This window comes from Streptomyces sp. NPDC008163, assembly GCF_042956885.1.
GTDB lineage: Bacteria > Actinomycetota > Actinomycetes > Streptomycetales > Streptomycetaceae > Streptomyces > Streptomyces drozdowiczii_A.
In genome coordinates this window covers 55,937-77,814 of record NZ_JBIBHG010000004.1, presented here as the reverse complement: position 1 = coordinate 77,814, position 21,878 = coordinate 55,937, and the positions used below count along the sequence as shown (strand labels likewise).

At 74.2% G+C, this 21,878-nt stretch carries 19 protein-coding genes and 1 tRNA gene; 9 read left to right on the top strand and 11 right to left on the bottom strand.

What is annotated here, in order from left to right:
• Nucleotides 1-155 precede the first annotated feature (155 nt).
• The 5 genes from ACFZAT_RS10825 to ACFZAT_RS10805 all read right to left on the bottom strand — a co-directional run bounded on the left by ACFZAT_RS10825 (nt 156) and on the right by ACFZAT_RS10805 (nt 5,530).
• A complete protein-coding gene (locus ACFZAT_RS10825; RefSeq protein ID WP_391262909.1) occupies nt 156-1,340 on the bottom strand; it encodes a VWA-like domain-containing protein in 1,185 nt (394 codons plus the stop codon).
• 4 nt (nt 1,341-1,344) lie between these two features.
• Nucleotides 1,345-2,556, bottom strand: a complete 1,212-nt coding sequence (locus tag ACFZAT_RS10820; protein ID WP_391262907.1) for an AAA family ATPase — start codon at nt 2,554-2,556, stop codon at nt 1,345-1,347.
• Nucleotides 2,553-4,295: an ankyrin repeat domain-containing protein gene (locus ACFZAT_RS10815; RefSeq protein WP_391262905.1), complete on the bottom strand. Its 1,743-nt coding sequence runs from the start codon at nt 4,293-4,295 to the stop codon at nt 2,553-2,555. Before ACFZAT_RS10815 ends, ACFZAT_RS10820 begins: the two co-directional genes overlap by 4 nt.
• Entirely contained in the window at nt 4,292-5,428 is a 1,137-nt protein-coding gene (locus tag ACFZAT_RS10810) for a gala protein (protein WP_391262903.1), read from the bottom strand. The genes ACFZAT_RS10815 and ACFZAT_RS10810 overlap by 4 nt, the downstream gene beginning before the upstream one ends.
• 26 nt (nt 5,429-5,454) lie before the next feature.
• Nucleotides 5,455-5,530 (bottom strand) — tRNA-Cys (locus ACFZAT_RS10805).
• Between the two features lie 213 nt (nt 5,531-5,743).
• On the opposite strand from ACFZAT_RS10805, the gene ACFZAT_RS10800 reads away from it, so the two are divergent.
• From ACFZAT_RS10800 to ACFZAT_RS10785, 4 genes are all read left to right on the top strand, one after another.
• Nucleotides 5,744-8,032, top strand: coding sequence for a glycosyl hydrolase family 18 protein (locus ACFZAT_RS10800; protein WP_391262902.1), 2,289 nt, complete (start codon nt 5,744-5,746; stop codon nt 8,030-8,032).
• Nucleotides 8,033-8,178: 146 nt separating this feature from the next.
• Nucleotides 8,179-8,523 carry a BatC protein gene (locus tag ACFZAT_RS10795; RefSeq protein ID WP_365687139.1) on the top strand — a complete coding sequence of 115 codons (345 nt, stop codon included), beginning with the start codon at nt 8,179-8,181 and terminating at the stop codon, nt 8,521-8,523.
• Entirely contained in the window at nt 8,520-9,731 is a 1,212-nt protein-coding gene (locus ACFZAT_RS10790; RefSeq protein WP_391262899.1) for a JmjC domain-containing protein, read from the top strand. Before ACFZAT_RS10795 ends, ACFZAT_RS10790 begins: the two co-directional genes overlap by 4 nt.
• A 16-nt stretch (nt 9,732-9,747) precedes the next feature.
• Complete coding sequence (locus tag ACFZAT_RS10785) at nt 9,748-10,653, top strand: sucrase ferredoxin (protein WP_391262897.1); 906 nt, start codon at nt 9,748-9,750, stop codon at nt 10,651-10,653.
• Between the two features lie 64 nt (nt 10,654-10,717).
• Here the strand turns inward: ACFZAT_RS10785 and aceB are convergent, their stop codons facing one another.
• Together aceB and ACFZAT_RS10775 are read right to left on the bottom strand one after the other, a co-directional pair.
• The gene (aceB, locus tag ACFZAT_RS10780; RefSeq protein ID WP_391262895.1) at nt 10,718-12,337 is read right to left on the bottom strand and encodes a malate synthase A; all 1,620 of its coding nucleotides are present in this window, start codon (nt 12,335-12,337) and stop codon (nt 10,718-10,720) included.
• A 232-nt stretch (nt 12,338-12,569) separates the two neighbouring features.
• Nucleotides 12,570-13,163: an NTP transferase domain-containing protein gene (locus ACFZAT_RS10775; RefSeq protein WP_391262893.1), complete on the bottom strand. Its 594-nt coding sequence runs from the start codon at nt 13,161-13,163 to the stop codon at nt 12,570-12,572.
• A gap of 185 nt (nt 13,164-13,348) precedes the next feature.
• On the opposite strand from ACFZAT_RS10775, the gene ACFZAT_RS10770 reads away from it, so the two are divergent.
• On the top strand, nt 13,349-13,663 hold the full coding sequence (locus tag ACFZAT_RS10770; RefSeq protein WP_328903354.1) for a DUF5955 family protein: 315 nt from the start codon (nt 13,349-13,351) through the stop codon (nt 13,661-13,663).
• Nucleotides 13,664-13,695: 32 nt separating this feature from the next.
• Here the strand turns inward: ACFZAT_RS10770 and ACFZAT_RS10765 are convergent, their stop codons facing one another.
• Complete coding sequence (locus tag ACFZAT_RS10765; protein WP_391262891.1) at nt 13,696-14,331, bottom strand: response regulator; 636 nt, start codon at nt 14,329-14,331, stop codon at nt 13,696-13,698.
• Nucleotides 14,328-15,530 (bottom strand): histidine kinase, encoded by a 1,203-nt coding sequence (locus ACFZAT_RS10760; protein WP_391262889.1) that lies wholly within the window; start codon nt 15,528-15,530, stop codon nt 14,328-14,330. The genes ACFZAT_RS10765 and ACFZAT_RS10760 overlap by 4 nt, the downstream gene beginning before the upstream one ends.
• 109 nt (nt 15,531-15,639) lie before the next feature.
• Between ACFZAT_RS10760 and ACFZAT_RS10755 the strand changes: the two genes are divergently transcribed.
• Together ACFZAT_RS10755 and ACFZAT_RS10750 are read left to right on the top strand one after the other, a co-directional pair.
• Complete coding sequence (locus ACFZAT_RS10755) at nt 15,640-16,713, top strand: ABC transporter permease (RefSeq protein WP_391262887.1); 1,074 nt, start codon at nt 15,640-15,642, stop codon at nt 16,711-16,713.
• Nucleotides 16,710-17,390, top strand: a complete 681-nt coding sequence (locus ACFZAT_RS10750; protein ID WP_391262885.1) for an ATP-binding cassette domain-containing protein — start codon at nt 16,710-16,712, stop codon at nt 17,388-17,390. The genes ACFZAT_RS10755 and ACFZAT_RS10750 overlap by 4 nt, the downstream gene beginning before the upstream one ends.
• 52 nt (nt 17,391-17,442) lie before the next feature.
• On the opposite strand, the gene ACFZAT_RS10745 is transcribed toward ACFZAT_RS10750, so the two are convergent.
• On the bottom strand, nt 17,443-18,243 hold the full coding sequence (locus ACFZAT_RS10745; protein WP_018100489.1) for an IclR family transcriptional regulator: 801 nt from the start codon (nt 18,241-18,243) through the stop codon (nt 17,443-17,445).
• 314 nt (nt 18,244-18,557) lie between these two features.
• Between ACFZAT_RS10745 and allB the strand changes: the two genes are divergently transcribed.
• Complete coding sequence (gene allB, locus ACFZAT_RS10740; RefSeq protein ID WP_391262883.1) at nt 18,558-19,907, top strand: allantoinase AllB; 1,350 nt, start codon at nt 18,558-18,560, stop codon at nt 19,905-19,907.
• On the top strand, nt 19,904-21,019 hold the full coding sequence (gene alc, locus ACFZAT_RS10735) for an allantoicase (RefSeq protein WP_391262881.1): 1,116 nt from the start codon (nt 19,904-19,906) through the stop codon (nt 21,017-21,019). The genes allB and alc overlap by 4 nt, the downstream gene beginning before the upstream one ends.
• Before the next feature lie 22 nt (nt 21,020-21,041).
• Here alc and ACFZAT_RS10730 read toward each other — a convergent pair whose 3' ends face one another.
• Nucleotides 21,042-21,872, bottom strand: a complete 831-nt coding sequence (locus tag ACFZAT_RS10730) for an aldo/keto reductase (RefSeq protein ID WP_391262879.1) — start codon at nt 21,870-21,872, stop codon at nt 21,042-21,044.
• Nucleotides 21,873-21,878 lie beyond the last annotated feature (6 nt).

Here is a 21,878-nt window from a genome sequence, read left to right as displayed (position 1 = left end):
CTTGCCGATCATGGCCGGGTCCGCGACGCCTGGCACGGCACCTCGCGGCGTTGCCGAAACGCCCCAATAGCTCCGCTATCGAGACGCTCCGGCGCCTTGCGATGCACCGCACCAGACGCTGCGGCCTGATCCGGCCCTGATCGACAAGACACCCCCTAGGCGGGGACCCGGACCGTCTCGATCCACGGCGGCGGCTGTGGCGCGTCCGTCCCGATGAGCGCGGCGACGAGCCGGCAGGAGGGGGACTCGTCGGGCCACGGGGTGTGCCCGTCGGTGAGGACGACCACGATGCCGGGGCGCTCCGGGGCGGCCAGCGCCCGGGCGACGCCCACGCGCATGTCGGTGCCGCCGCCCCCGCCCAGCGCGACCTGGTCGGCGGAGGTCACCCGGGACACGGCGTGCACGTCGGCGTCGCAGGCCAGTACGGAGACCCGGTTGCCCCGGATGCCCACCTCCCGCAGCACCCCGGTGACCTCGCCCAGCGCGGCCGCCAGTTCGTCGTCGCCCATCGAGCCCGAGGTGTCCACCACGACGGCCACCCGGGGCAGCGGGCGGCGCAGCGTCGGCAGGACGACGCCGCGCAGGGCCGCGCTGCGCCGGGACGGGCGGCGGTAGGTGTAGTCCACCGCCCCGGTGACCCAGGCCGCCGCCTCCCGTACCGCACCGGCCAGCACCTGCCGCCAGTCCACGGTCGGTTCCAGGATCTCCTCGGCCCACCGCCGCCAGCCTGCCGGAAGGCTGCCCCGGGTGCGCTGATGGGCGCGCATCGACTCGGCCGTACGCCTCCGCAGCGCCTCCGCCTCCGTCGTGCCCAGCGGGGACGGCCCCTCGGAGCCGGGCAGCTCCCACGGCTCGGGGCTGCCGTGCGCGCCCGAACCGCAGGTGTGCGGCGGGCCGGGCGGCAGCGACGGCAGGTACGTCTCGAAGAGCTGCCCGGACGGCAGCCCGAAGAGCCCCGGCTCCATCCGCCCCTCCGGCAGCTGGAGCCCGTCGCTGATCAGGTCGTCGTTGATCTCGCAGTCCTGGGCGACGTTGACCCGGTGCGCGTCGCGCTGGTCCGCCGCCGGGAGCCGGGCGGCCCGGCCGTGGTGGTCCCGCAGCAGATGCGCGACCTCGTGCACCCACACCCCGGCCAGCTCGGCGACCGGCGTCCGCTCCACGAAGGCGGGCGACACGTAGCAGCGCCAGTGCCGGTCCACGCCCATGGTCGGCACCCGGTCGCTCTCCACCACGGACAGGGCGTACAACGCCGTGGCGAGATAGGGACGTTCGCTCGCCGCCCGGTAACGCGCCGCCAGCAGCTTGGTGTGGTCCAGCGGGAGCCGCGCGGGTACGGACACGGCCTCAGGCGCTTCCCGGTAGCGCCCCGGAGAGCTGGAGGAGTTCCAGGAAGGCGTCGATGCCCTCCGGGACCGGCCAGTCGGTGTCCCGCATCGCCGCCAGGTCCATCGCCGCCCGCGCCGCCACATCCGGCACACCCGCCGCGACGGCCTTCGCCAGCACCGCCCAGCCCGCCTCCCAGCGCGGGCGGGTCGGCTCGGCCTGGACGGCGGCCACCACCGCGATCAGGAACGCCAGTTGCCGGTCGCCGCGCTCGGGCAGCGCGAAGGCGTCCGGATCGGCCAGCACCCGGTCCGGGTCCGGCAGGTCCAGATTCTCCAGGTACGACAGGAGCTCGATGCCCGCCCCGTCCCCGACGGCCCCCGTCAGGGCGGCGGCGACGGCGTCCCGGCCGGTGCCGGTCGCGTAACCGGCGGCCAGCAGCCGCAGCGCCATGTCCCAGGTCCGGGGCGACGGCCAGGCCCTGCCCCGGCCCTCCGCGTCGGCCGGGAGGTGGTGCACCAGGCCCGGGCGCGCGGTGAGGAATCCGGAGACCGCGCCCCGGGCCCGGGCCACCGCACCGGCCGTCCGGGCGGGATCGACCACGGGGACGGGCGCCTCGGGCCAGGTGCCGGCCATGCCGCGTGCCACGGTGCGCGGATCGTGCGTCCAGTGCAGGTGCACGAAGCGGTTGGCGAGCGGGGGGCTCAGGTGCCAGCCGTCCGCCGCGCTGGACGGCGGATTGGCCGCCGCCACGATGCGCACGGCGTCGGGGAGCTTCAGGCTGCCCACCCGGCGCTCCAGGACGACGCGCAGCAGGGCGGCCTGCACGGCCGGGGGAGCGGAGGACAACTCGTCGAAGAACAGCAGCCCCTGGCCCTTGCGGGCGAGCCGGACCGCCCAGTCCGGCGGCGCCATCGGGACCCCGGTGGCGGCCGGGTCGTCCCCGACGACGGGCAGCCCCGCGAAGTCGGACGGCTCGTGCACGCTGGCGATGACGGTCTCCAGGTCCAGGCCGAGGCCCGCCGCGAGCTGTTCGAGCCCCGCCGACTTCCCGATGCCCGGCTCGCCCCAGAGCAGCACCGGCTGGTTGGCGGTCACCGCCAGGGCCAGCGCTTCGAGCTGCGGGCTGGCGACCGTCTCGGTCCGGGTGGCGCGCAGCCGCCCGTTGAGCGCGTCGGCGGCGTCCAGGGGATGCGACGTCTGCAGGGGGACGCCGGGGGCCACGGTGCTCACGCGTCGTCACCTTCCTCGTCGTCGTGCTCCTCGTCCTCGTCCCACTCGTCCCACCACTCCGATCCGGCGTCCGGGTGCTCCTTCAGCACCCGTTCCGCGAGGAACCGCAGATCGGTCCGCCGGTACTTGCGGATCATCTGTTCCAGCGAGAGTTCGGTCTGGTCGCTCACGTCGATCCGGGCGCCCGCGCCGAGCAGGTCCCGGACGAGCTGTGCCGTCCCGCGCCCCGATACGGCGATGCTCAACGGCGTGCGCTCGCGGTGGTCCCTGGCCTCCAGGTCGAGGCCGGCCGCCAGCAGCCGGGGGAGCAGCTCGGTGTGGTCGAGCAGGGGCAGGAGGTGGAGCAGCGTGTGCTTGCCGCCGTCCCGGATGCGCGGATCGACGCCCGCGTCCAGCAGAGCCACGACGCCCGCCGTGTCCCCGTGCTGGGCGCGCAGGAAGAGGTCGCGCCGCTGGGCGGCCAGAGCCCTGGGCAGTTGGCCCGTGCCGGTGAGGCAGGCGTGCTCGACGGCGAAGCAGCCGGTGACCGCCCCGCCGAACGCCCGCAGGGCGCTCTCGCGCTGCCGCTCCTGCGCGGTGTGCGGGGAGGTCAGCGTCCCGTCCCGGAACCGCACCTCGTGCCAGTCGCCCCGGCAGCGCACCCGGACCGGAGCGGGCGGCGTGACCCCGGGCGGCCCGAACGGCCCCTCGTGGTCCGGGAAGAGCGACCCGGCCACCAGCGGATGCAGGTCCGCGGGGCCCAGGAAGCCGCCGGCCAGCAGCTCCAGGTCGGGCACCCTGCGCCAGACCGCCTCGGGCAGGAGGACCGCGCCGTCGGCCTCCTCCCGGTTGACGAGCCTGATCCGCAGCCGGCCGCCGCGGCCGGGACCGGGACCGGTGAAGTCGAGCACGACGCGCGCCCGCCAGTCCTGGCCGATCTGGAACCGCTCCGCCCCGGTGAGCTCCGCGAAGCGGCGCACCTCCGCCTCCAGCCGGGGCACGTCCAGCGCCAGGCCGGCCATGATCGTCTCCGGGGTGGCCCGGTAGTACGAGGGCATCTCCGGCGGCGTCGGGTCCCACGCGATCCCGGCCGCCGCCAGCGCGTCGGCGATGCGGCCCTGCGCGTACAGCAGGTTCAGCCACTCGGCGCGGGCCACCGGGCCGGCGCCGCCGGGGTCCTCCTGCGGCAGCCGGTCCGCCGGGAGCGGGGTGCCGTCGGCCGTGAGGAACGGCAGCCGGTCCGCACCCCCGGCCCGGGCGCGCAGCTCACCGGCCTCGCCCGCGCGCCACAGGTGCCCGAGCGACCGCCAGTCGTCGACGAGCACGTACGCGGCCCGGCGCTTCGGCGGGCCGAACCGCAGCGGGAGGCGCTGGGGGCCGTCGACCATGGCCGGGGTGGACAGCTGGAGGTACGCGCCGGGCGCGGAGCCGTAGCCCGCGAGGAGGACGGTCCGGTCGGTCGCCAGGGTCGAGCGGCCCGCGAGGACCCGGGGCAGGTGCCAGCGCAGCAGGTCCGGCGCCAGGTCCCGGAGGTCGGCGAGGAGGGCCTCGGCGACCTTTGGGCCGTACCGGGTGGAGACCTTGTCCGGGTCGATGCGCACGTCGAAGCCGGCCGCCGCGCAGGCCCCCCGCCAGTCGCCGGCCTCCCGCAGCGCGCCCGACTCCTCAATCACGGAGCGCGGCACGGCGTAGCGGCGGACCTGGTGCCAACTCGCCGCCTCCTGCGGGGACAGGAACAGGGCGGTGTGGCGCGGGCTCATCGGTACAGGCTCCTGACCGCGCGCAGATCGGGGTGCGCCCCGCCGTCCGGACGCAGCAGCGTCGCGAAGGAGCGCTTCACCCGGCGCGGCAGCCCGGGGCCCAGCCCCACGTACTCCAGCCGGGACCCGGGGGCGACGGCGGCGAGCAGGGTCTTCGCCCCGCGCCCGGTCAGCCCGGTGTGGCTGAGTTCGAGGCGGCGCAACGGACTGCCGGGCAGCGCCTCGGCCAGCGCGTGCGCCCCGGGGTCCCCGGTGGCGTTGGGCGGGGCGCCCAGGCTGCGTTCCGAGGGCGGCCGGCCCAGGTCGAGCGCCTCGATCCCGTCGAGCGCCCCGGCCAGGGCACGGGCGCCCTCGGGGCCGATGCCGTTGCCGCCCAGGCCGAGCCGGATCGGGCGGGACGGATCGGCGGCGCCCGCGAGGACGGCGGCGCCCTCGTCGCCGAGGTGGTTGGACGGCAGGTACAGCTCCCGCACCCCGGCGTCCAGGATCAGCCGGGCGAGCAGCGGCGCGGCGTCGGCGCCCAGCCCGTTGCCGCCGAGGAAGAGCCGTTCGACGGGGCGCGGACGGGTGCTCAGGACGTCCAGCAGGGCGGCGAGTCCGTCGGTCGTGACCCCGGTGTTGACCAGGTCGAGGGTGCGCAGCGCGGTGTTGCGGCGCAACATCGGGACCAGGGCGCGGACGCCCGCGTCGCCGAGCGGGTTCCGCTTGAGCCAGAGGGCCCGGACGGTGGCGTCGTCGGCGAGGGCGTCGGCGAGGGCGGCGGCCCCTTCGGTGCCGATGCGGTTGCAGCCGAGGTAGAGGGTGTGCAGCCCGTGCCCGGACCCGGCCGTCGCCGCCGCCACGGCCGAAGCGCCCTCGTCGCCGAGGGAGTTGGTGCCGAGCAGTACGTGGGTGGCGTGCGGGGAGCGGGCTACGGCGGGCATGATCCGGGCGGCGCCTGCCGCGCCGAGGCCCTGCTTGCAGAGATCGACGCGCCCGTCGGCGCGCAGCGCGCCCAGCGGGAACGCCTCGTCGGCCCCGACAGGTTCCGCCGCCGCCAGCCGGTCGAGCAGCGGGCCCAGCGACGCCGGGTCGGCGAGGGGCAGGTCCGGATGTTCAATGGCCGGGCAGCGCACCGGCGTCGGCTGCGACATCTCTTACCCCCGCGTCTACGAAAAGGTGGCAAGACCGGTCGGATTCGAACCGACGTCCTCCAGCTTGCAGCTAGGGCGCGACGACCTCTGCGCTACAGCCTTGCCGTCCGTGATCCTAACCGTGACGGCGATCAATTCGCACACCTGCACCCATGGTTGCGCGGGCGCCGAGAAGCCGGGTCGCGCCCGAATCTCAAGTGGTCTGTACCTCTTGACGACTTGGTCCAGACCAATTAGCTTCCCGGGTGCTCCATGGCACGACATCCGCACCTCCCCGAGGACCGCCTCACCGGTCCCTGCCGTAAGGGAGAAACCATGTCCGAGCACCTCGCACTCAGACGGAGAACGGCGACCGCGCTGCTCGCCGTTCTCGGCCTCCTCCTCGCGCTCCTGTCCCTGCAGGCCGTCCCCGCGCACGCGGCGGGCAAGCTCACGGCGGCCTTCACCTCCGCCGACAACGGCCCCTGGTGGAGGGGCACCTACGTCCTGCGCAACGACACCGACACCGCCGTCACCGGCTGGAGCCTGGAGTTCGACCTGCCGGCCGGGGTCGCGATCCAGTCCTCGTACAACGGGACGACCACCACCCGGGGCAGCCACATCACCGCCGTCAACGCGCACTACAACGGCACGGTCGCCGCGCACAGCAGCACCGAGCCGTACAGCTTCTGGTTCGTCGCCACCGGCCCGATCAAGGCGCCGACCGGCTGCCGGATCAACGGCGACAAGTGCGACGGCTCCGCCGACGCGCCCCCGGGCGCGCCCGGCGGGCTGAAGCAGACGGATGTCACCGCGCGCACCGCGTCGCTGTCCTGGACGGCCGCCGCGGCGGGCGACTTCCCGGTGGCCTCGTACGACATCCTGGCGGGCGGCAAGGTCGTCGGCTCCGCCACGGCGGCCACCTCCGCCACCGTCACCGGCCTGACCCCCGCCACCACGTACGCGTTCACCGTGCGGGCCAAGGACACCCGGGGCAACGTCTCCGCCGAGAGCACCCCGCTGACCGTGAAGACCGTCGACCCGGCCACCGACACCTCGCCCCCGACCGCTCCCGGCGCCCTGCACGCCACCGCCACCGACTCCTCGTCCGTGACGCTGGCCTGGACCGCCGCGACGGACAACCAGCGGGTCGCCGCGTACGACATCTACCGGGGCTCCGCCCTGGCCACCACGGTCTCCGGCACCACGACCACCGCGACCGTCGGGGGCCTGTCGCCCTCCACCTCGTACACCTTCACCGTGAAGGCCCGGGACGCCGCCGACAACGCCTCGCCCGCGAGCAGCGCCCTCACCGTGAAGACCGACGACATCGTGGGCGCCGGGAACTACGCGAAGGTCGGCTACTTCGTCCAGTGGGGCATCTACGGCCGCCAGTACTTCGTCAAGAACCTGGAGACCTCGGGCGCCGCAGCCAAGCTCGACATCGTCAACTACGCCTTCGCCAACATCGACCCCCACAACCTCACCTGCCTCAACGGTGTCACCAAGGGCACGACCGCCGACCCCCAGGACCCCGAGCAGGGCACCGGCGCGGGTGACGCGGACGCCGACTACGCCCGCCCGTTCAGCGCCGCGCAGTCCGTGGACGGCGTCGCGGACGACGGCTGGGGCAAGCTGCGCGGCAACTTCAACCAGCTCAAGAAGCTGAAGAAGCTCCACCCCGAGCTGAAGATCGTGGTCTCGCTCGGCGGCTGGACCTACTCCAAGTACTTCTCGGACGTCGCCGCCACCGACGCCGCCCGCAAGAAGTTCGTCTCCTCCTGCATCGACATGTACATCAAGGGCAATCTGCCCGAGTACAACGGCGCGGGCGGCCCGGGCAGCGCGGCCGGCATCTTCGACGGCTTCGACATCGACTGGGAGTGGCCGGGCACCGGCACCGGACACCCCGGCAACCACTACTCGCCCCAGGACAAGGGCAACCTCACCCTGCTGCTCGCCGAGTTCCGCAAGCAGCTCGACGCGCTGGGCGGCGGCCACCGCCTGCTCACCGCCTTCACCCCCGCCGACCCGCAGAAGATCGACGAGGGCTGGGACCTGTCCAAGGTCTTCGACTCGCTCGACGTCGCCAACGTCCAGGGCTACGACTTCCACGGCTCCGGCAGCGACAACTCCTGGGAGCCGAACCGCACCGGCCACCAGGCCAACCTCTACAACGACACCCAGGACCCGTACGACTTCCACTTCAGCGCCGACACCGCCATCAAGGCGTACACCGACGCGGGCGTCGAACCCCGCAAGCTGACCCTCGGCATCCCCTTCTACGGGCGGGGCTGGCAGGGCGTCACCGGCGGGGGCGTCGCGGGCGAGTGGCAGCCGGCGGGCGGGGCCGCACCCGGGCAGTTCGCCGAGGAGGCCGGCACCCGGGGCTACGCGAACCTCATCGGCGCCTATCCGGCGATGACGGTCCATCACGACGAACAGTCCATCTCCACGTACGGCTACACCGGCAGCCAGTGGTGGTCCTTCGACGACACCTGGTCCATCGGCAGGAAGACGGACTACGTGAAGGACAAGGGGCTGCTCGGCGTCATGGTCTGGGAGATGTCCGGCGACACCACCCAGGGCACGCTGATGGGCGCCCTGGACAACGGACTGAAATAGCCCCCACCTGCTCATTTCCCTCAAATCGAGACTTACCGCACTTAGCGGTAGGCTGGTCGCGGCGGTGCCCCCGGTGGCACCGCCGTGCCTGACCACCGGACACCGTCACGGGTCCGGATCCAGCCGTTCGATGCGCGGGAGGAACCATGACCAGCCCCGAGCAGGACCCGAACCAGCAGGAAGGCCCCGCGGACGGTGGTGCGGCGGGCACGCCCGGCGTGCACGACGGCGGCGCCGACGGAGGGGCCGAGGGCCCCGCGGACGGCGGTGCGGCCGGTACGCCGGGCGTGCACGACGGCGGCGCGGACGGAGGGGCCGACGGTGGCGCCGACGGCGGTGCCGAGGGTCCGGCCGACGGCGGCGCGGCCGGTACGCCGGGCGTCCACGACGGCGGCGCGGACGGTGGCGCCGAAGGCCCGGCCGACGGCGGTGCGGCGGGTACGCCCGGCGTCCAGGACGGCGGGGCCGACGGCGGCGCGGGCCGTTCTTGAGCACAACCCCGACCGGCACCCAGGACCCCCCGGCCGCGACGGCGGTCCCCGGGGTCCTGGAGTCGCGCCTGACACCCGGCACGAGCCGGGACACGTTCGCCCGCGACTTCTGGGGCCGCGAGGCTCTGCTCACCCGCCGGGCCGGTGACTTCTCCGACCTCTTCCCGGCCGCCGCCGTGGACGAACTGGTCTCGCGGCGCGGACTGCGCACGCCGTTCCTCCGCGTCGCCAAGAACGGCGCCACGCTGCCCGAGGCCTCGTTCACCTCGCCCGCCGGGGTCGGCGCCACCATCGGCGACCAGGCCGACGACACCGCGCTGTGGCGGGAGTTCGCCGACGGCGCCACGCTCGTCCTGCAAGCGCTCCACCGCACCTGGGCCCCCGTCGGCGACCTCACCGGCGCGCTCGGCGCCGAGCTCGGCCACCCGGTGCAGGCCAACGCCTACGTCACCCCGCCGCAGAACCGGGGCTTCGACGCCCACTACGACGTCCACGACGTCTTCGTGCTCCAGACCGAGGGCTCCAAGCGCTGGATGGTCCACCGCCCGGTGCACCCGGACCCGCTGCGCGACCAGCCCTGGACCGACCACCGGGGTGCCGTCGCCGAGGCCGCCGGGGGCGAGCCGTACCTCGACACCGTGCTCGCACCGGGCGACGTCCTCTACCTGCCGCGCGGCTGGCTGCACGCCGCCGAGGCGCAGGGCGAGGTCTCCGTCCACCTGACGCTCGGCGTCCACACCTGGACCCGGTACGCCCTCGCCGAACAGCTGATGCGCGCCGCCCTCGCGGAGTTGCGCGACGACCCATGGATGCGGGGCTCGCTTCCGCTGGGCGTGGCCGGCCCGGACGAGGAGGCCGGTCCGGTCCGCGACCGCCTCCGTGCCGCGCTGGAAGAGGCCGACCCGGCGCCCCACTTCCACCGGGCCCGGCGCGCCCAGGCCCGCCCCGCCCCGCTCGGCCCGCTCGCCCAGCTCGCCGCCGTCGACGGACTCGCCCCCGGCACCCGGGTCCGCCTCAGGGGCGCGCTGGACGCCCGCCTGGAGGGCCATCGCCTGGTCACCCGCGTGGGATGGCTGGACTTCCCGGACGCGGACCTGCCCGCCCTGGCCCGCCTGCTAGCCGGTGAGGTGCGCACCGCGGGCGACCTCGGCCTCGCCTGCGCGGGGAGGCTGCTGCGCGCCGGTGTCCTCGTCCCGGCCGCCCGGTGAGCGCGGAACGCCTCCGGTGACGGCGGAACGCTTCTTCTGCGCCGACGCCGCCCGGGCCCGCGGCGACGCGCTCCCGGGCACCGCCCCGTACGGCCTGGTCTGGGTCCTCGTCGAACACCACGCGCCGTGGCCCGCCAACGGGTACGACGGCCTGCCGCTCGACCCCGTCGCCCAGTCCCTCCTCTTCGAGGCCGCCCGGGCGGTCCGGGCCCGCATCCTCCTGATCAGACGCCACGGCCGCCGCGCCCCGCAGCCGGGCCCCCGCCGCTGGGCCGTACTCCGGTACGACGCCACGGGCGCCCACCGCCAGCAGTGGGGGACCTGGGAACGCGACGAGCACCTGGCCCGCATCGCCGACGTACTCGAAGCGCCCGGGGAGCACGGGGAGACGGGGCTCCCGCCCGTCGTCCTCGTCTGCACCCACGGCCGCCACGACACGTGCTGCGCCGTGCGCGGACGCCCGGTGGCCGGCGCGCTGAGCGAGCGGTGGCCCGACCTGGTGTGGGAATGCACCCACGTGGGCGGCGACCGCTTCGCCGCCAACGTGCTCGTAGCCCCCGACGGCGTCTACTACGGCGGCCTGGACGCGGCTTCGTCCGTCACCGTGGTCGAACAGCACCTCGCCGGCCGCGTCCACGCCACGCACCTGCGCGGATACACCGACCTCTTCCCGGCCCAGCAGGCGGCCGTCGCGGCGGTGCTCGACCGCTTCGGCCCGGCGGGCCGCCACGCCTACACGGTCACCGGCACCTCCCGGGCCGGGCAGCACTGGCTGATCCGCGTCACCGGGCCCCCGCCCGGCGCGACCGCGTACGACGTGGAGGTCACCGCCCACCGCGCCCCGCCGCACCAGCTGACCTGCAACGGCCCGGCGACGAGCGCGGCCATGGTCCACGAGGTCACCGCGATCCGGGTCGGCTGAACGCGACGACCCCGCCCCCGGACGAGCGTGCCGGGGGCGGGGTCGTCGCGAAGCGGTCCGGACGTCAGCGCAGCTGCTCGTACGCGGGCAGGGTCAGGAAGTCCGCGTAGTCCTGGTCCAGGGAGACCTGGAGGAGGAGGTCGTGGGCCTCCTGCCACTGGCCGGCGGCGAACGCCTCGTCGCCGATCTCCGCGCGGATCGCGGCCAGTTCCTCGGCGGCGACCTCGCGGGCCAGCTCCGCGGTGGCGTGCTCGCCGTTCTCGAAGACCACGTCCGCGTTGATCCACTGCCAGATCTGCGAGCGCGAGATCTCGGCGGTGGCCGCGTCCTCCATCAGGTTGAAGATGGCGACCGCGCCCATGCCGCGCAGCCATGCCTCGATGTAACGGATGCCGACGGCGACCGCGTTGCGCAGGCCCTCGTACGTGGGCTTGGCGTGCAGCGTGTCGATGGCGATCAGGTCGCCGGCCGCCACCGAGACGTCCTCGCGCAGGCGCTCCTTCTGGTTCGGCTTCTCGCCGAGGACCGCGTCGAAGGAGGCCATGGCGATCGGGACGAGGTCCGGGTGGGCGACCCAGGACCCGTCGAAGCCGTCGTTCGCCTCGCGGTCCTTGTCGGCCTTGACCTTCTCGAACGCGACCTTGTTGACCTCGGCGTCCCTGCGGGACGGGATGAAGGCCGCCATGCCGCCGATCGCGTGCGCGCCGCGCTTGTGGCAGGTGCGCACCAGGAGTTCGGTGTACGCCCGCATGAACGGGGCGGTCATCGTCACCGCGTTGCGGTCGGGCAGGACGAACTTGGCGCCGCCGTCACGGAAGTTCTTGACGATGGAGAAGAGGTAGTCCCAGCGGCCCGCGTTCAGCCCGGAGGCGTGGTCGCGCAGCTCGTACAGGATCTCCTCCATCTCGTACGCGGCGGTGATCGTCTCGATCAGGACCGTGGCGCGGACGGTGCCCTGGGGGATGCCCAGCTCGTCCTGCGCGAAGACGAAGATGTCGTTCCAGAGGCGGGCCTCCAGGTGCGACTCCGTCTTCGGGAGGTAGAAGTACGGGCCCTTGCCGAGGTCGATCAGCCGCTGGGCGTTGTGGAAGAAGTACAGGCCGAAGTCGACCAGCGCGCCGGGCACGGGGGCGCCGTCGAGCTGGAGGTGGCGCTCGTCCAGGTGCCAGCCGCGCGGGCGGGTGACCACGGTCGCCAGCTCGCCGGCCGGCTTCAGCGCGTACGACTTGCCGGACTTCGGGTCCGTGAAGTCGATGGAGCGGTTGTACGCGTCCATCAGGTTGAGCTGGCCGAGGACCACGTTCTCCCAGGTGGGGGCCGAGGCGTCCTCGAAGTCGGCGAGCCAGACCTTCGCGCCCGAGTTCAGGGCGTTGATGGTCATCTTGCGGTCGGTCGGACCGGTGATCTCCACCCGGCGGTCGTTCAGCGCGGCCGGGGCCGGCGCGACCTTCCAGGAGTCGTCCGCACGGATCGCCGCGGTCTCCGGCAGGAAGTCCAGCGTGGAGGTGCGGGCGATCTCGGCACGGCGCTCACCGCGGCGGGCGAGCAGCTCGTTGCGCCGGGGCGTGAACCGGCGGTGCAGCTCGGCCACGAATGCGAGGGCCGCGGGGGTGAGGACCTCGTCCTGCCGGGGCAGGGGCTCGGCATCGACGATGGCCAGCGAGGACGGCGCTGGTGCGGACATGAGCTGTCACTCCTTCAGCGGGCGGTGCGGACGGCGTCACGGCCGCCGGGCCGCCCGATTCGGCACGGCGTGCCAGGGCTCCGGGATACGGCTGTGGCCGCCGTCTGAGGTGCAGAGGGCTTCTGATCAGTGGATAGTAGTTTCCTCATGGTGGAAGTTCAATGGTTTGTTGACGTCGAGATTCTTCGGGTCGACAGAACCGCCCGCGTGCTGGCGCAGCGTGCCAGGGCGTTCACTCCAGGTGCGAGAGGTCGTCCGGAGTGTCGATGTCGTACGCCTGTGCCACGTCACCGCACTCCACGAGCGCCAGTGTCTCCCGGTGCGCCCGCAGATACCCTCGTGCCCCCTGATCGCCCACCGCACCCGCCGCGATGTCCGTCCACCGGTCCGCCCCGAAAAGCACCGGATGCCCGCGTTCCCCCGCGTACGAGGCCGCCGCCAGGCTCGTCCGGTTCCGGTACGCCGCGGCCACCCGGGCCACCGCCTCCGCCCCGATCCCCGGCTGGTCGACCAGCAGCACGAGCGCCGCGTCCGCGCCCGTCCCCGCGAGCGCGTCCAGCCCCGTCCGCAGCGACGAGCCCATGCCCTCGGTCCACCCAGGGTTGACGCTCACCCCGCAGCCGTCCAGCCGGGCCCGGGCCCGCACCTCGTCGGCCGAGGCGCCCAGCACCACATGGACCGGGCCGCAGCCGCCCTCGCGCAGCGTGCGCACCGCGTGCTCGACGAGCAGTCCGCCACGGTGTTCCAGCAGGGCTTTCGGGCGTCCGCCGAGCCGGCGGCCGCCGCCCGCGGCGAGCAGCAGTCCGGCGATCTGTGCGTGTGTCATGCCGCCTGGATACCCCACGGCGGCCGCTCCCGCCCACCGCCTCGTACCTCTACGGCGTGTGCTACGCACGCGGAGTGGCGCCCGGCACCTTTTATGGCGTTAACTTGCCCGCATCCCCGGACACTTGACCACGGTCCGGGGACGGTTCGGAACGACACCGGCACAAGGACGTGCGAGGGGGAGCTTTGTTGAAGAGCGTCGGGCAGGAGCGGGTGACCGGCAGCGGTGAGGACCCCCGGGTGGCGGAGCTGCGTACCGCCGTCTCCCGGCTCCGGCGGGCCCTGGCCGGCCACCCCGGGCAGTTCCCCGACCGGGCCATCGCCGAGGACGAGCTCGCCGCACTCAACGCGATGGCGCTCAGCGGAACGCCCGAGATCCCCCGGCTGCGCCGCTCGCTGCTGCTGATCGCCGGGGCGATCGGCTCGGTCAGCGCCCTGGCCGCCGCCCTCCGCGACGTCCGGGTCGCCGTCGACCTCTTCGGTGAGCCGCCGCAGCGCTGACCGGCCGGGGGAGCCGGGCGCCTTCGGCGGTCTCAGCGGCGGATGAGCCTGCGGGCCGTCGCCGCCGCCACGGCCGCCGTGCGCGAGTCGACGCCGAGCTTCGCGTAGATGTGCACCAGATGGGACTTCACGGTCGCCTGGCTGAGGAAGAGCCGCTTGCTGATCTCCGCGTTCGACAAGCCCTCGCCGACCAGTTGCAGCACCTCCAGCTCGCGCTTGGTGAGCGCCTGGGCGGGGGTGCGCATCCGGTCCATCAGCCGGTGCGCCACGGCCGGGGCCAGCGCGGAGCGCCCGGCCGCCGCCGTACGGACCGCAGCCGCCAGCTCCTCTGGCGGCGCGTCCTTCAGCAGATAGCCGGCCGCCCCCGCTTCGACCGCCGCCAGGATGTCCGCGTCGCTGTCGTAGGTCGTCAGGATCAGCACCCGGGGCGCGTCCGGAGCCGCCGTGATCGCGGCGGTGGCCTGCGCGCCGTGCATCCCGGCGCCGAACTGGAGGTCCATCAGCACGACGTCAAGCCCGCCGGCGGCCGCCCGGGCGACCGCCTCCTCGGCGGTGGCGGCCTCCGCGACGACCCGGAAGTCCGGCTCGGTGTCCAGGACCGCCCGCAGCCCCGCCCGGACCACCGGATGGTCGTCGGCGAGCAGCAGCCGGACCGGCTCCGCGCTCATGCCGCCTCCCGCCCGGTCCGGCCCGCCGGCAGCGGCAGGGTCAGCGCGACGGCGGTGCCCTGGCCGGGCGCCGACTCGACGCTCAGGGTGCCGCCGAGCGACCGGGCCCGGGAGCGCATCGCGGGCAGCCCGAAACCGCCGGACCCCGTGGCGCCGGCCGCGGGCACGTCCTGCGCGAAGCCGCGTCCGTCGTCCACCACGTCCAGCGACACCGAGGTGTCCATGAAGCTCAGCGTGATCTCCGCCCGCCCCGCCCCGGCGTGCCGCACGGTGTTGGCCAGCGCCGACTGGGCGGTCCGCAGCAGCGCCACCTCGTACGGCGTCGGCAGTTCGACCGGTGTGCCGCTGACCGCGAACCGCACGGTGAGCGCGGGCGTCGTGGCGCGGGCCGACAGCCGTTCCAGGGCGGCCGTCAGCGAGCCGTTCGCCAGGTCCGGCGGGGTCAGCGCGCGGACGAAGCGGCGCGCCTCGGCGAGGTTGTCCTGCGCCGCCTCGCGCGCCCGGTGCACATGGGCGGCGGCCGGTGCGTCCTCGGGCAGGGTGCGCTCGGCGGCGCGCAGCAGCAGCTGGATGGAGGACAGGCCCTGGGCGAGGGTGTCGTGGATCTCCCGGGCCAGCCGCTCGCGCTCGGCCAGGGTGCCGGCGGTGCGCTCCGCCTCGGCCAGCTCCGCACGGGTCGCGACGAGCTCCTCGATCAGCTCGCGGCGCCGCTCGCTCTCCCGGAACAGCGCCTCGTAACCGAGGACCGTGGCGACGGCGACGGCCGCGCCGAGCAGCGGACCGATGAACGTGCCCGGTGTGACCTCCCGACCGTGCAGCAGGAAGCTCGCGATGGCGGCTCCCGCCGTCACCGCCACGGCGGGCAGGCCCCAGCGCGTCGGCAGCAGGTGCAGCTGGAGGAAGTAGAGCGGGAAGGCCACCCACAGCGCGTCCGGGGACAGCACCAGCAGCGCCGCCCACAGCACCCCGAGCACCGCCAGCCACCCCGCCCCCGCGCGGGTCCCCGGCTGCACGGACCGGGCCGCCGCGCCCGCCCCGTACACCGCCGCCAGCACAGCGGCGAGCGCCGTGACCGCGCCGGGGTGCGGGCCGCCGTCGGCGAACGCCTTGACGGCGGTGAGCGCCAGCAGGCCGAGCATCAGCCCGTGCAGACACAGCCGCAGCGCGGCGGCGACGGGGGGATGGACACGCGTTTCCATGATGTTCCAGCGTAGGCGCGGGCCGCCCGGGGCCGGTCAATCGAAAGGTTGATGTCGTCACCAGCCCGGGGGCGATGTTTCCGGGCCCGGGGAAAACGACGCTGGAGCCATGTTCGTCGCATGGAGAGACCTACGGTTCGCCAAGGGCCGGTTCGCGCTCATGGGCACGGTGATCGTGCTGATCACCCTGCTCGTGGGTCTGCTGTCCGGCCTGACCGCCGGGCTGGCCCGGGAGAACACCTCGGCCGTCACCGGCCTGGACGCCGACCACCTCGCGTTCGCCGCCCCGCCGGACGGCCGGTCGGTGTCCTTCACCGACTCGTCGCTCGGCGAGGACGCCGTACGCGCCTGGGCCGGGCGGCCCGGCGTGGAGTCCGCGCACCCGCTCGGCATCCGCACCCTGAACGCCACGGCCGGTGCGGGGAAGCGCACCGCCGCCGTCTCCGCGTTCGGCGTCGAGCCCGGCAGCGGCCTGGCGCCCGCCCGGGTCGGGCCCGGCGAGGTGGTGCTCTCGCGCGGGGGCGCCGACGAGCTGGGCGTACGCGAGGGCGACCGGCTCACCCTCGGCGGCCGGGAGGCCACCGTGGCCGCCGTCGCGGGCGACGCCTCGTACAGCCACACCCCGGTCGTCTGGACCGACCTCGCCGACTGGCGGCGGTCCGGGAACGGGGACGGGCGCGCCACCGTGATCGCCCTGACCACCACCGGCGCCGCCGATCTGGCCGCCGGTGACCGGGCGGCGGGCACCCGCACGCTCACGCTCGACGACTCGCTGTCCGCCATCGGCTCCTACCAGGCCGAGAACGGCTCCCTCCAGCTGATGCGCGGCTTCCTCTTCGCCATCTCCGCGCTGGTGATCGGCGCGTTCTTCACCGTCTGGACGATCCAGCGCAGCGGCGACGTCGCCGTCCTCAAGGCGCTGGGCGCCTCCACCCCGTATCTGCTCCGGGACGCGCTCGGCCAGGCCGTCGTGATGCTCGCCGCCGGTACGGGCCTCGGCACCGCGCTCGCCTCCGGCATCGGCGCCCTGGTCTCCGGCGGCTCCGTGCCGTTCGTCCTGGAAGCGGCGACGGTCCTCGTCCCGGCCGCCGTGATGATCGCCCTCGGCGCGGCCGGGGCCGCCCTGTCCGTCCGGCGGATCACCGCCGTCGACCCGCTCACCGCGCTCGGGAGTGCCCGATGACCCTCACGCTCACCGATGTCACCCTCACCTACCCGGACGGCGACGGGCGGCTCACCGCGCTGGACCGCGTCGCGCTCGACGTGCCCGCCGGCACCCTCACCGCCGTCGTCGGACCGTCCGGCTCCGGCAAGTCCAGCCTCCTCGCGGTGGCAGCGACCCTGGTCGCCCCGGACGGCGGGGCGGTCGTCGTCGCCGGTACGGACACCACGGAGCTCGGGCGCGCGCAGAAGGCGGCGCTGCGGCGGGAGCGCGTCGGCATCGTCTTCCAGCAGCCCAACCTGCTCCCGTCCCTGACCGCCGTCGAACAGCTCCAGGTCATGACGCATCTCTCGGGCGGCCGGGCCGGGGCGGCCCGGGCCCGGGCGCTCGAACTGCTCGACGCGGTCGGTCTCGCCGGGCAGGCCGGCCGCAGGCCCCACCAGCTCTCCGGCGGGCAGCGCCAGCGGGTCAACATCGCCCGCGCCCTGATGAACGATCCGGCCCTGCTCCTCGTGGACGAGCCGACCAGCGCCCTGGACCACGAGCGCGGCGCGGCCGTCCTGGACCTGCTCGTGACGCTGACCCGGCAGCGGTCCACGGCGACGGTCCTGGTCACGCACGACCGCGCCCACCTGGACCGCGCGGACCGCACGGTCACGATGCTCGACGGGCGCCTCACGGTCCCGGCGCTCACCTGAAACGGGGGCGGGCCCGGACCTCCGAGGAGATCCGGGCCCGCCCCACGGCTTCTCAGCCCGCGGTCCCGCTGCTCGCCAGCGCGTCCGACAGCTCCTTGGCCGCCTGCTGGAGGATCGGCACGATCCGCTCCGTGGCCGCCTCGGTGACCCGGCCCGCCGGACCGGAGATCGAGATCGCCGCGGAGGTGGGGGAGTTGGGCACCGACACCGCCAGGCAGCGGACCCCTATCTCCTGCTCGTTGTCGTCCACCGCGTAGCCCACCCGGCGCACCTGGTCCAGCGCCTCCAGGAAGCCGTCCGGGGTGGTGATGGTCTTCTCGGTGGCGGCGGGCATCCCGGTACGGGCGAGCAGCGCGCGCACCTCGTCCGGCGGGGTGTGCGCGAGCAGCGCCTTGCCGACACCCGTGGAGTGCGGCAACACCCGGCGGCCCACCTCGGTGAACATCCGCATCGAGTGCTTGGACGGCACCTGCGCCACGTACACGATCTCGTCGCCGTCGAGCAGCGCCATGTTGGCCGTCTCGCCCGTCTCCTCGACCAGCCGGGCCAGATAGGGGCGCGCCCAGGTGCCGAGCAGCCGTGCGGCGGACTCGCCGAGGCGGATCAGCCGGGGGCCCAGCGCGTAACGCCGGTTGGGCTGCTGGCGTACGTAACCGCACAGGACCAGCGTGCGCATCAGGCGGTGGATCGTGGGCAGCGGGAGTCCGCTGCTCGCGGAGAGCTCGCTCAGGCCGACCTCGCCCCCCGCGTCGGCCATCCGCTCCAGCAGGTCGAAGGCGCGCTCAAGGGACTGCACACCACCGCTGGATCCGGCGGGCTTGGAGTCGGAAGTGCTGGCGTGGGACGGCGGCACGTCAACGGTCCTTTCGAAGCGGAGGAGCAAGGCAGCAGCCTACCGGGCCCTTTCCGATCGGCCCACTGCCGACGGGGACCGTCCTGGCCGGTCAGCGCCCGTTTGTCCGGGTGTCCGCAGGCCGTGCGGCGCCCCGGCCGCGCGGCGCCTGGCCCATTCTACGTTCCACACTCCGAAATTGACCTTTTACTTTGTGGAAACCTCCAGGGCGGCTCCGGCTGTGGCCGAGGTGCGAGGGTGAGGTCTTGACGGGTCGCGCTCCCGAGTGAAGACTCCTTCAACAGTTCGTTGAAAGTGCGAAGTGAGGAGCACCGGTGTCCGGTCCGGACGTGAAGCTGCTACTGCGCTCGACGCGCGTCGTCACCCCCGAGGGGACCCGGCCCGCGTCGGTCGCCGTCACCGGCGGGACCATCGACGCCGTTCTCCCGTACGACTCCGAGGCGCCGGCCGGTGCCCGCGTCGAGGACTTCGGGGACGACGTCGTGCTGCCCGGGCTCGTGGACACCCACGTCCATGTGAACGACCCCGGACGCACCGAGTGGGAGGGCTTCTGGACCGCCACCCGCGCGGCGGCGGCCGGCGGCATCACCACGCTGCTCGACATGCCCCTCAACTCCCTGCCGCCCACCACCACGGTGGAGAACCTGCGGGTCAAGCAGGGCGTCGCCGAGCCCAAGGTGCACGTCGACACCGGCTTCTGGGGCGGTGCGATCCCCGCCAACGTCAAGGACCTGCGCCCGCTGTACGAGGCCGGGGTGTTCGGCTTCAAGTGCTTCCTCTCGCCGTCCGGGGTCGAGGAGTTCCCCGAGCTGGACCAGGAGCAGCTGGCCCGGTCCATGGCCGAGATCGCCGGCTTCGGCGGGCTGCTCATCGTGCACGCCGAGGACCCGCACCACCTGGCCTCCGCACCGCAGCAGGGCGGACCGGCCTACGCGAACTTCCTGGCGTCCCGGCCGCGCGACGCCGAGAACACCGCGATCGAGGGCCTGATCGCCCACGCCCGGCGGCTGAACGCCCGCGTCCACGTCCTGCACCTGTCCTCCAGCGACGCGCTGCCGCTGATCGCCGCCGCCCGACGCGAAGGGGTCCGGCTCACCGTCGAGACCTGCCCGCACTTCCTCACCCTCACCGCAGAGGAGGTCCCCGACGGGGCCACGGAGTTCAAGTGCTGTCCGCCGATCCGGGAGGCCGCCAACCAGGACGCGCTGTGGCAGGGGCTGGCCGACGGCACCATCGACTGCATCGTCTCCGACCACTCGCCGTGCACCACCGACCTCAAGACCCCGGACTTCGCCTCCGCCTGGGGCGGGATCTCCTCCCTCCAGCTCGGCCTGCCCGCCATCTGGACCGAGGCCCGCCGACGCGGCCACACCCTGGACGACGTCGCCCGCTGGATGTCCGCCGCCCCCGCCGAACTGGCCGGGCTGCGCCGCAAGGGCGCCATCGAGGCGGGCCGCGACGCCGACTTCGCGGTCCTGGCGCCCGACGCCACCTTCACCGTCGACCCGGCCGAGCTCTTCCACCGCAATCAGGTCACCGCGTACGCCGGACGCACCCTGCACGGCGTGGTGCGCTCCACCTGGCTGCGCGGTGTACGGATCGCCGCAGACGGCGTGCTCTGCGAACCCACCGGCCGCCTCCAGACAAGGGACCCCCAGGCATGACGGCGACAGCGCACTTCACCGGCGACGCGAACCCGTACGGCGGCGGCGACCCGTACGCCGACTACCGCACCGCCGACCACCCCTTCACCCACCTCGTGGACCTCGCCGACCGGCGGCTCGGCGCGGGCGTGATCGCCGCCAACGACGAGTTCTTCGCCGAGCGCGAGAACCTGCTCAGGCCGGAGCCCGCCCACTTCGACCCGGAGCGGTTCGGGCACAAGGGCAAGATCATGGACGGCTGGGAGACCCGCCGCCGACGCGGTGCGAGCGCCGAGCGGCCGCACCCGGTGGACGAGGACCACGACTGGGCGCTGATCCGCCTCGGCGCCCCCGGCATCGTGCGCGGCCTGGTCGTGGACACCGCCCACTTCCGCGGCAACTACCCGCAGGCCGTCTCCGTCGAGGCCGTCTCGCTGCCGGGCTCGCCCTCGCCGGAGGAGCTGCTCGCCCCGGACGTGAAGTGGACGACGCTCGTCCCCCGCACCGCCGTGGGCGGCCACGCGGCCAACGGCTTCACCGTCGACGTGGAGCGCCGTTTCACGCATCTGCGGCTCAACCAGCACCCGGACGGCGGCATCGCCCGCCTGCGGGTCTACGGCGAGGTCGCCCCCGACCCCGCCTGGCTGACCGCGCTCGGCACGTTCGACGTGGTCGCCCTGGAGAACGGCGGCCGGGTCGAGGACGCCTCCGACCGCTTCTACTCCCCGGCGACGAACACCATCCAGCCCGGCCGCTCCCACAAGATGGACGACGGCTGGGAGACCCGCCGCCGGCGCGACCGGGGCAACGACTGGATCCACTACCACCTGGTCGAAGAGGCGGACATCCGCGCCGTCGAGATCGACACCGCCTACCTCAAGGGCAACGCGGCGGGCTGGGCCCGGCTCACCGCCCGGGACGCGGAGACCGGCGCCTGGACCGCATTCCTGCCCCGGACCCGGCTCCAGCCCGACACCAACCACCGCTTCGTGCTGCCCGACGCGGTCCGTGCCGACCAGATCCGGATCGACATCTTCCCGGACGGCGGCATCTCCCGGCTCCGCCTCTTCGGCACCCTCACCGAACGCGGCACGGCCCGGCTCGCCGCCCGCCACGCGGAACTCGGCGGCTGAGGCCCCGGGGCCCCGGGGAGCGTCAGAACTCCTCGTGCTCCTCGGGGTCCCCGCCGAACCGCTCCCTGGGTCCGCCGGAGATCCGCCCCAGCTCCTCGGGCGTCAGCTCGAAGCCGAACAGGTCCAGGTTCTCCCGCTGCCGCCCCGGATCGGCCGACTTCGGGATCGGCACGGCCCCGAGCTGGGTGTGCCACCGCAGCACCGCCTGGCCGGGGGTGACGCCGTGCGCCTCGGCGACCGCCACCACGTCCGGGTCGGCCAGCAGGTCCCGGCCGCGCCCCAGCGGGCTCCAGCTCTGCGTGACGATCCCCATCGCCGCGTGCACCGCGCGCAGCTCCTCCTGGGGCAGCCGGGGGTGCAGCTCGATCTGGTTGACGGCGGGCACCACGCCCGTCTCGTCCTCCAGCCGCCTCAGGTGCCCGGCGGTGAAGTTGGAGACCCCGATCGACCGGACGAGCCCGTCCTCCCGCAGCTTGATGAGGGCCCGCCAGGTATCCACGTAGAGGCCCACCTTGGGCAGCGGCCAGTGGATGAGATAGAGGTCCACGTAGTCCAGACCGAGGTTGCTCCGGGACTCCTCGAACGAGGCGAGCGTCTTCTCGTAGCCGTGGTGCCGGCCGGGCACCTTGGTCGTGACGAAGACCTCCTCGCGCGGAACCCCGCTGCGGGCGACGCCGCGCCCCGTACCGGTCTCGTTGCCGTAGTTCAGCGCGGTGTCCACGAGCCGGTAGCCGAGGTCCAGCGCCCCGGAGACGGCCTTCTCCGCCGCGTCGTCGTCCAGCGGATAGGTGCCGAGCCCGACCGCCGGGATCGTACGGCCGTCGTTCAGGGTGTGCGCGGGGATACCGGACATGATCGT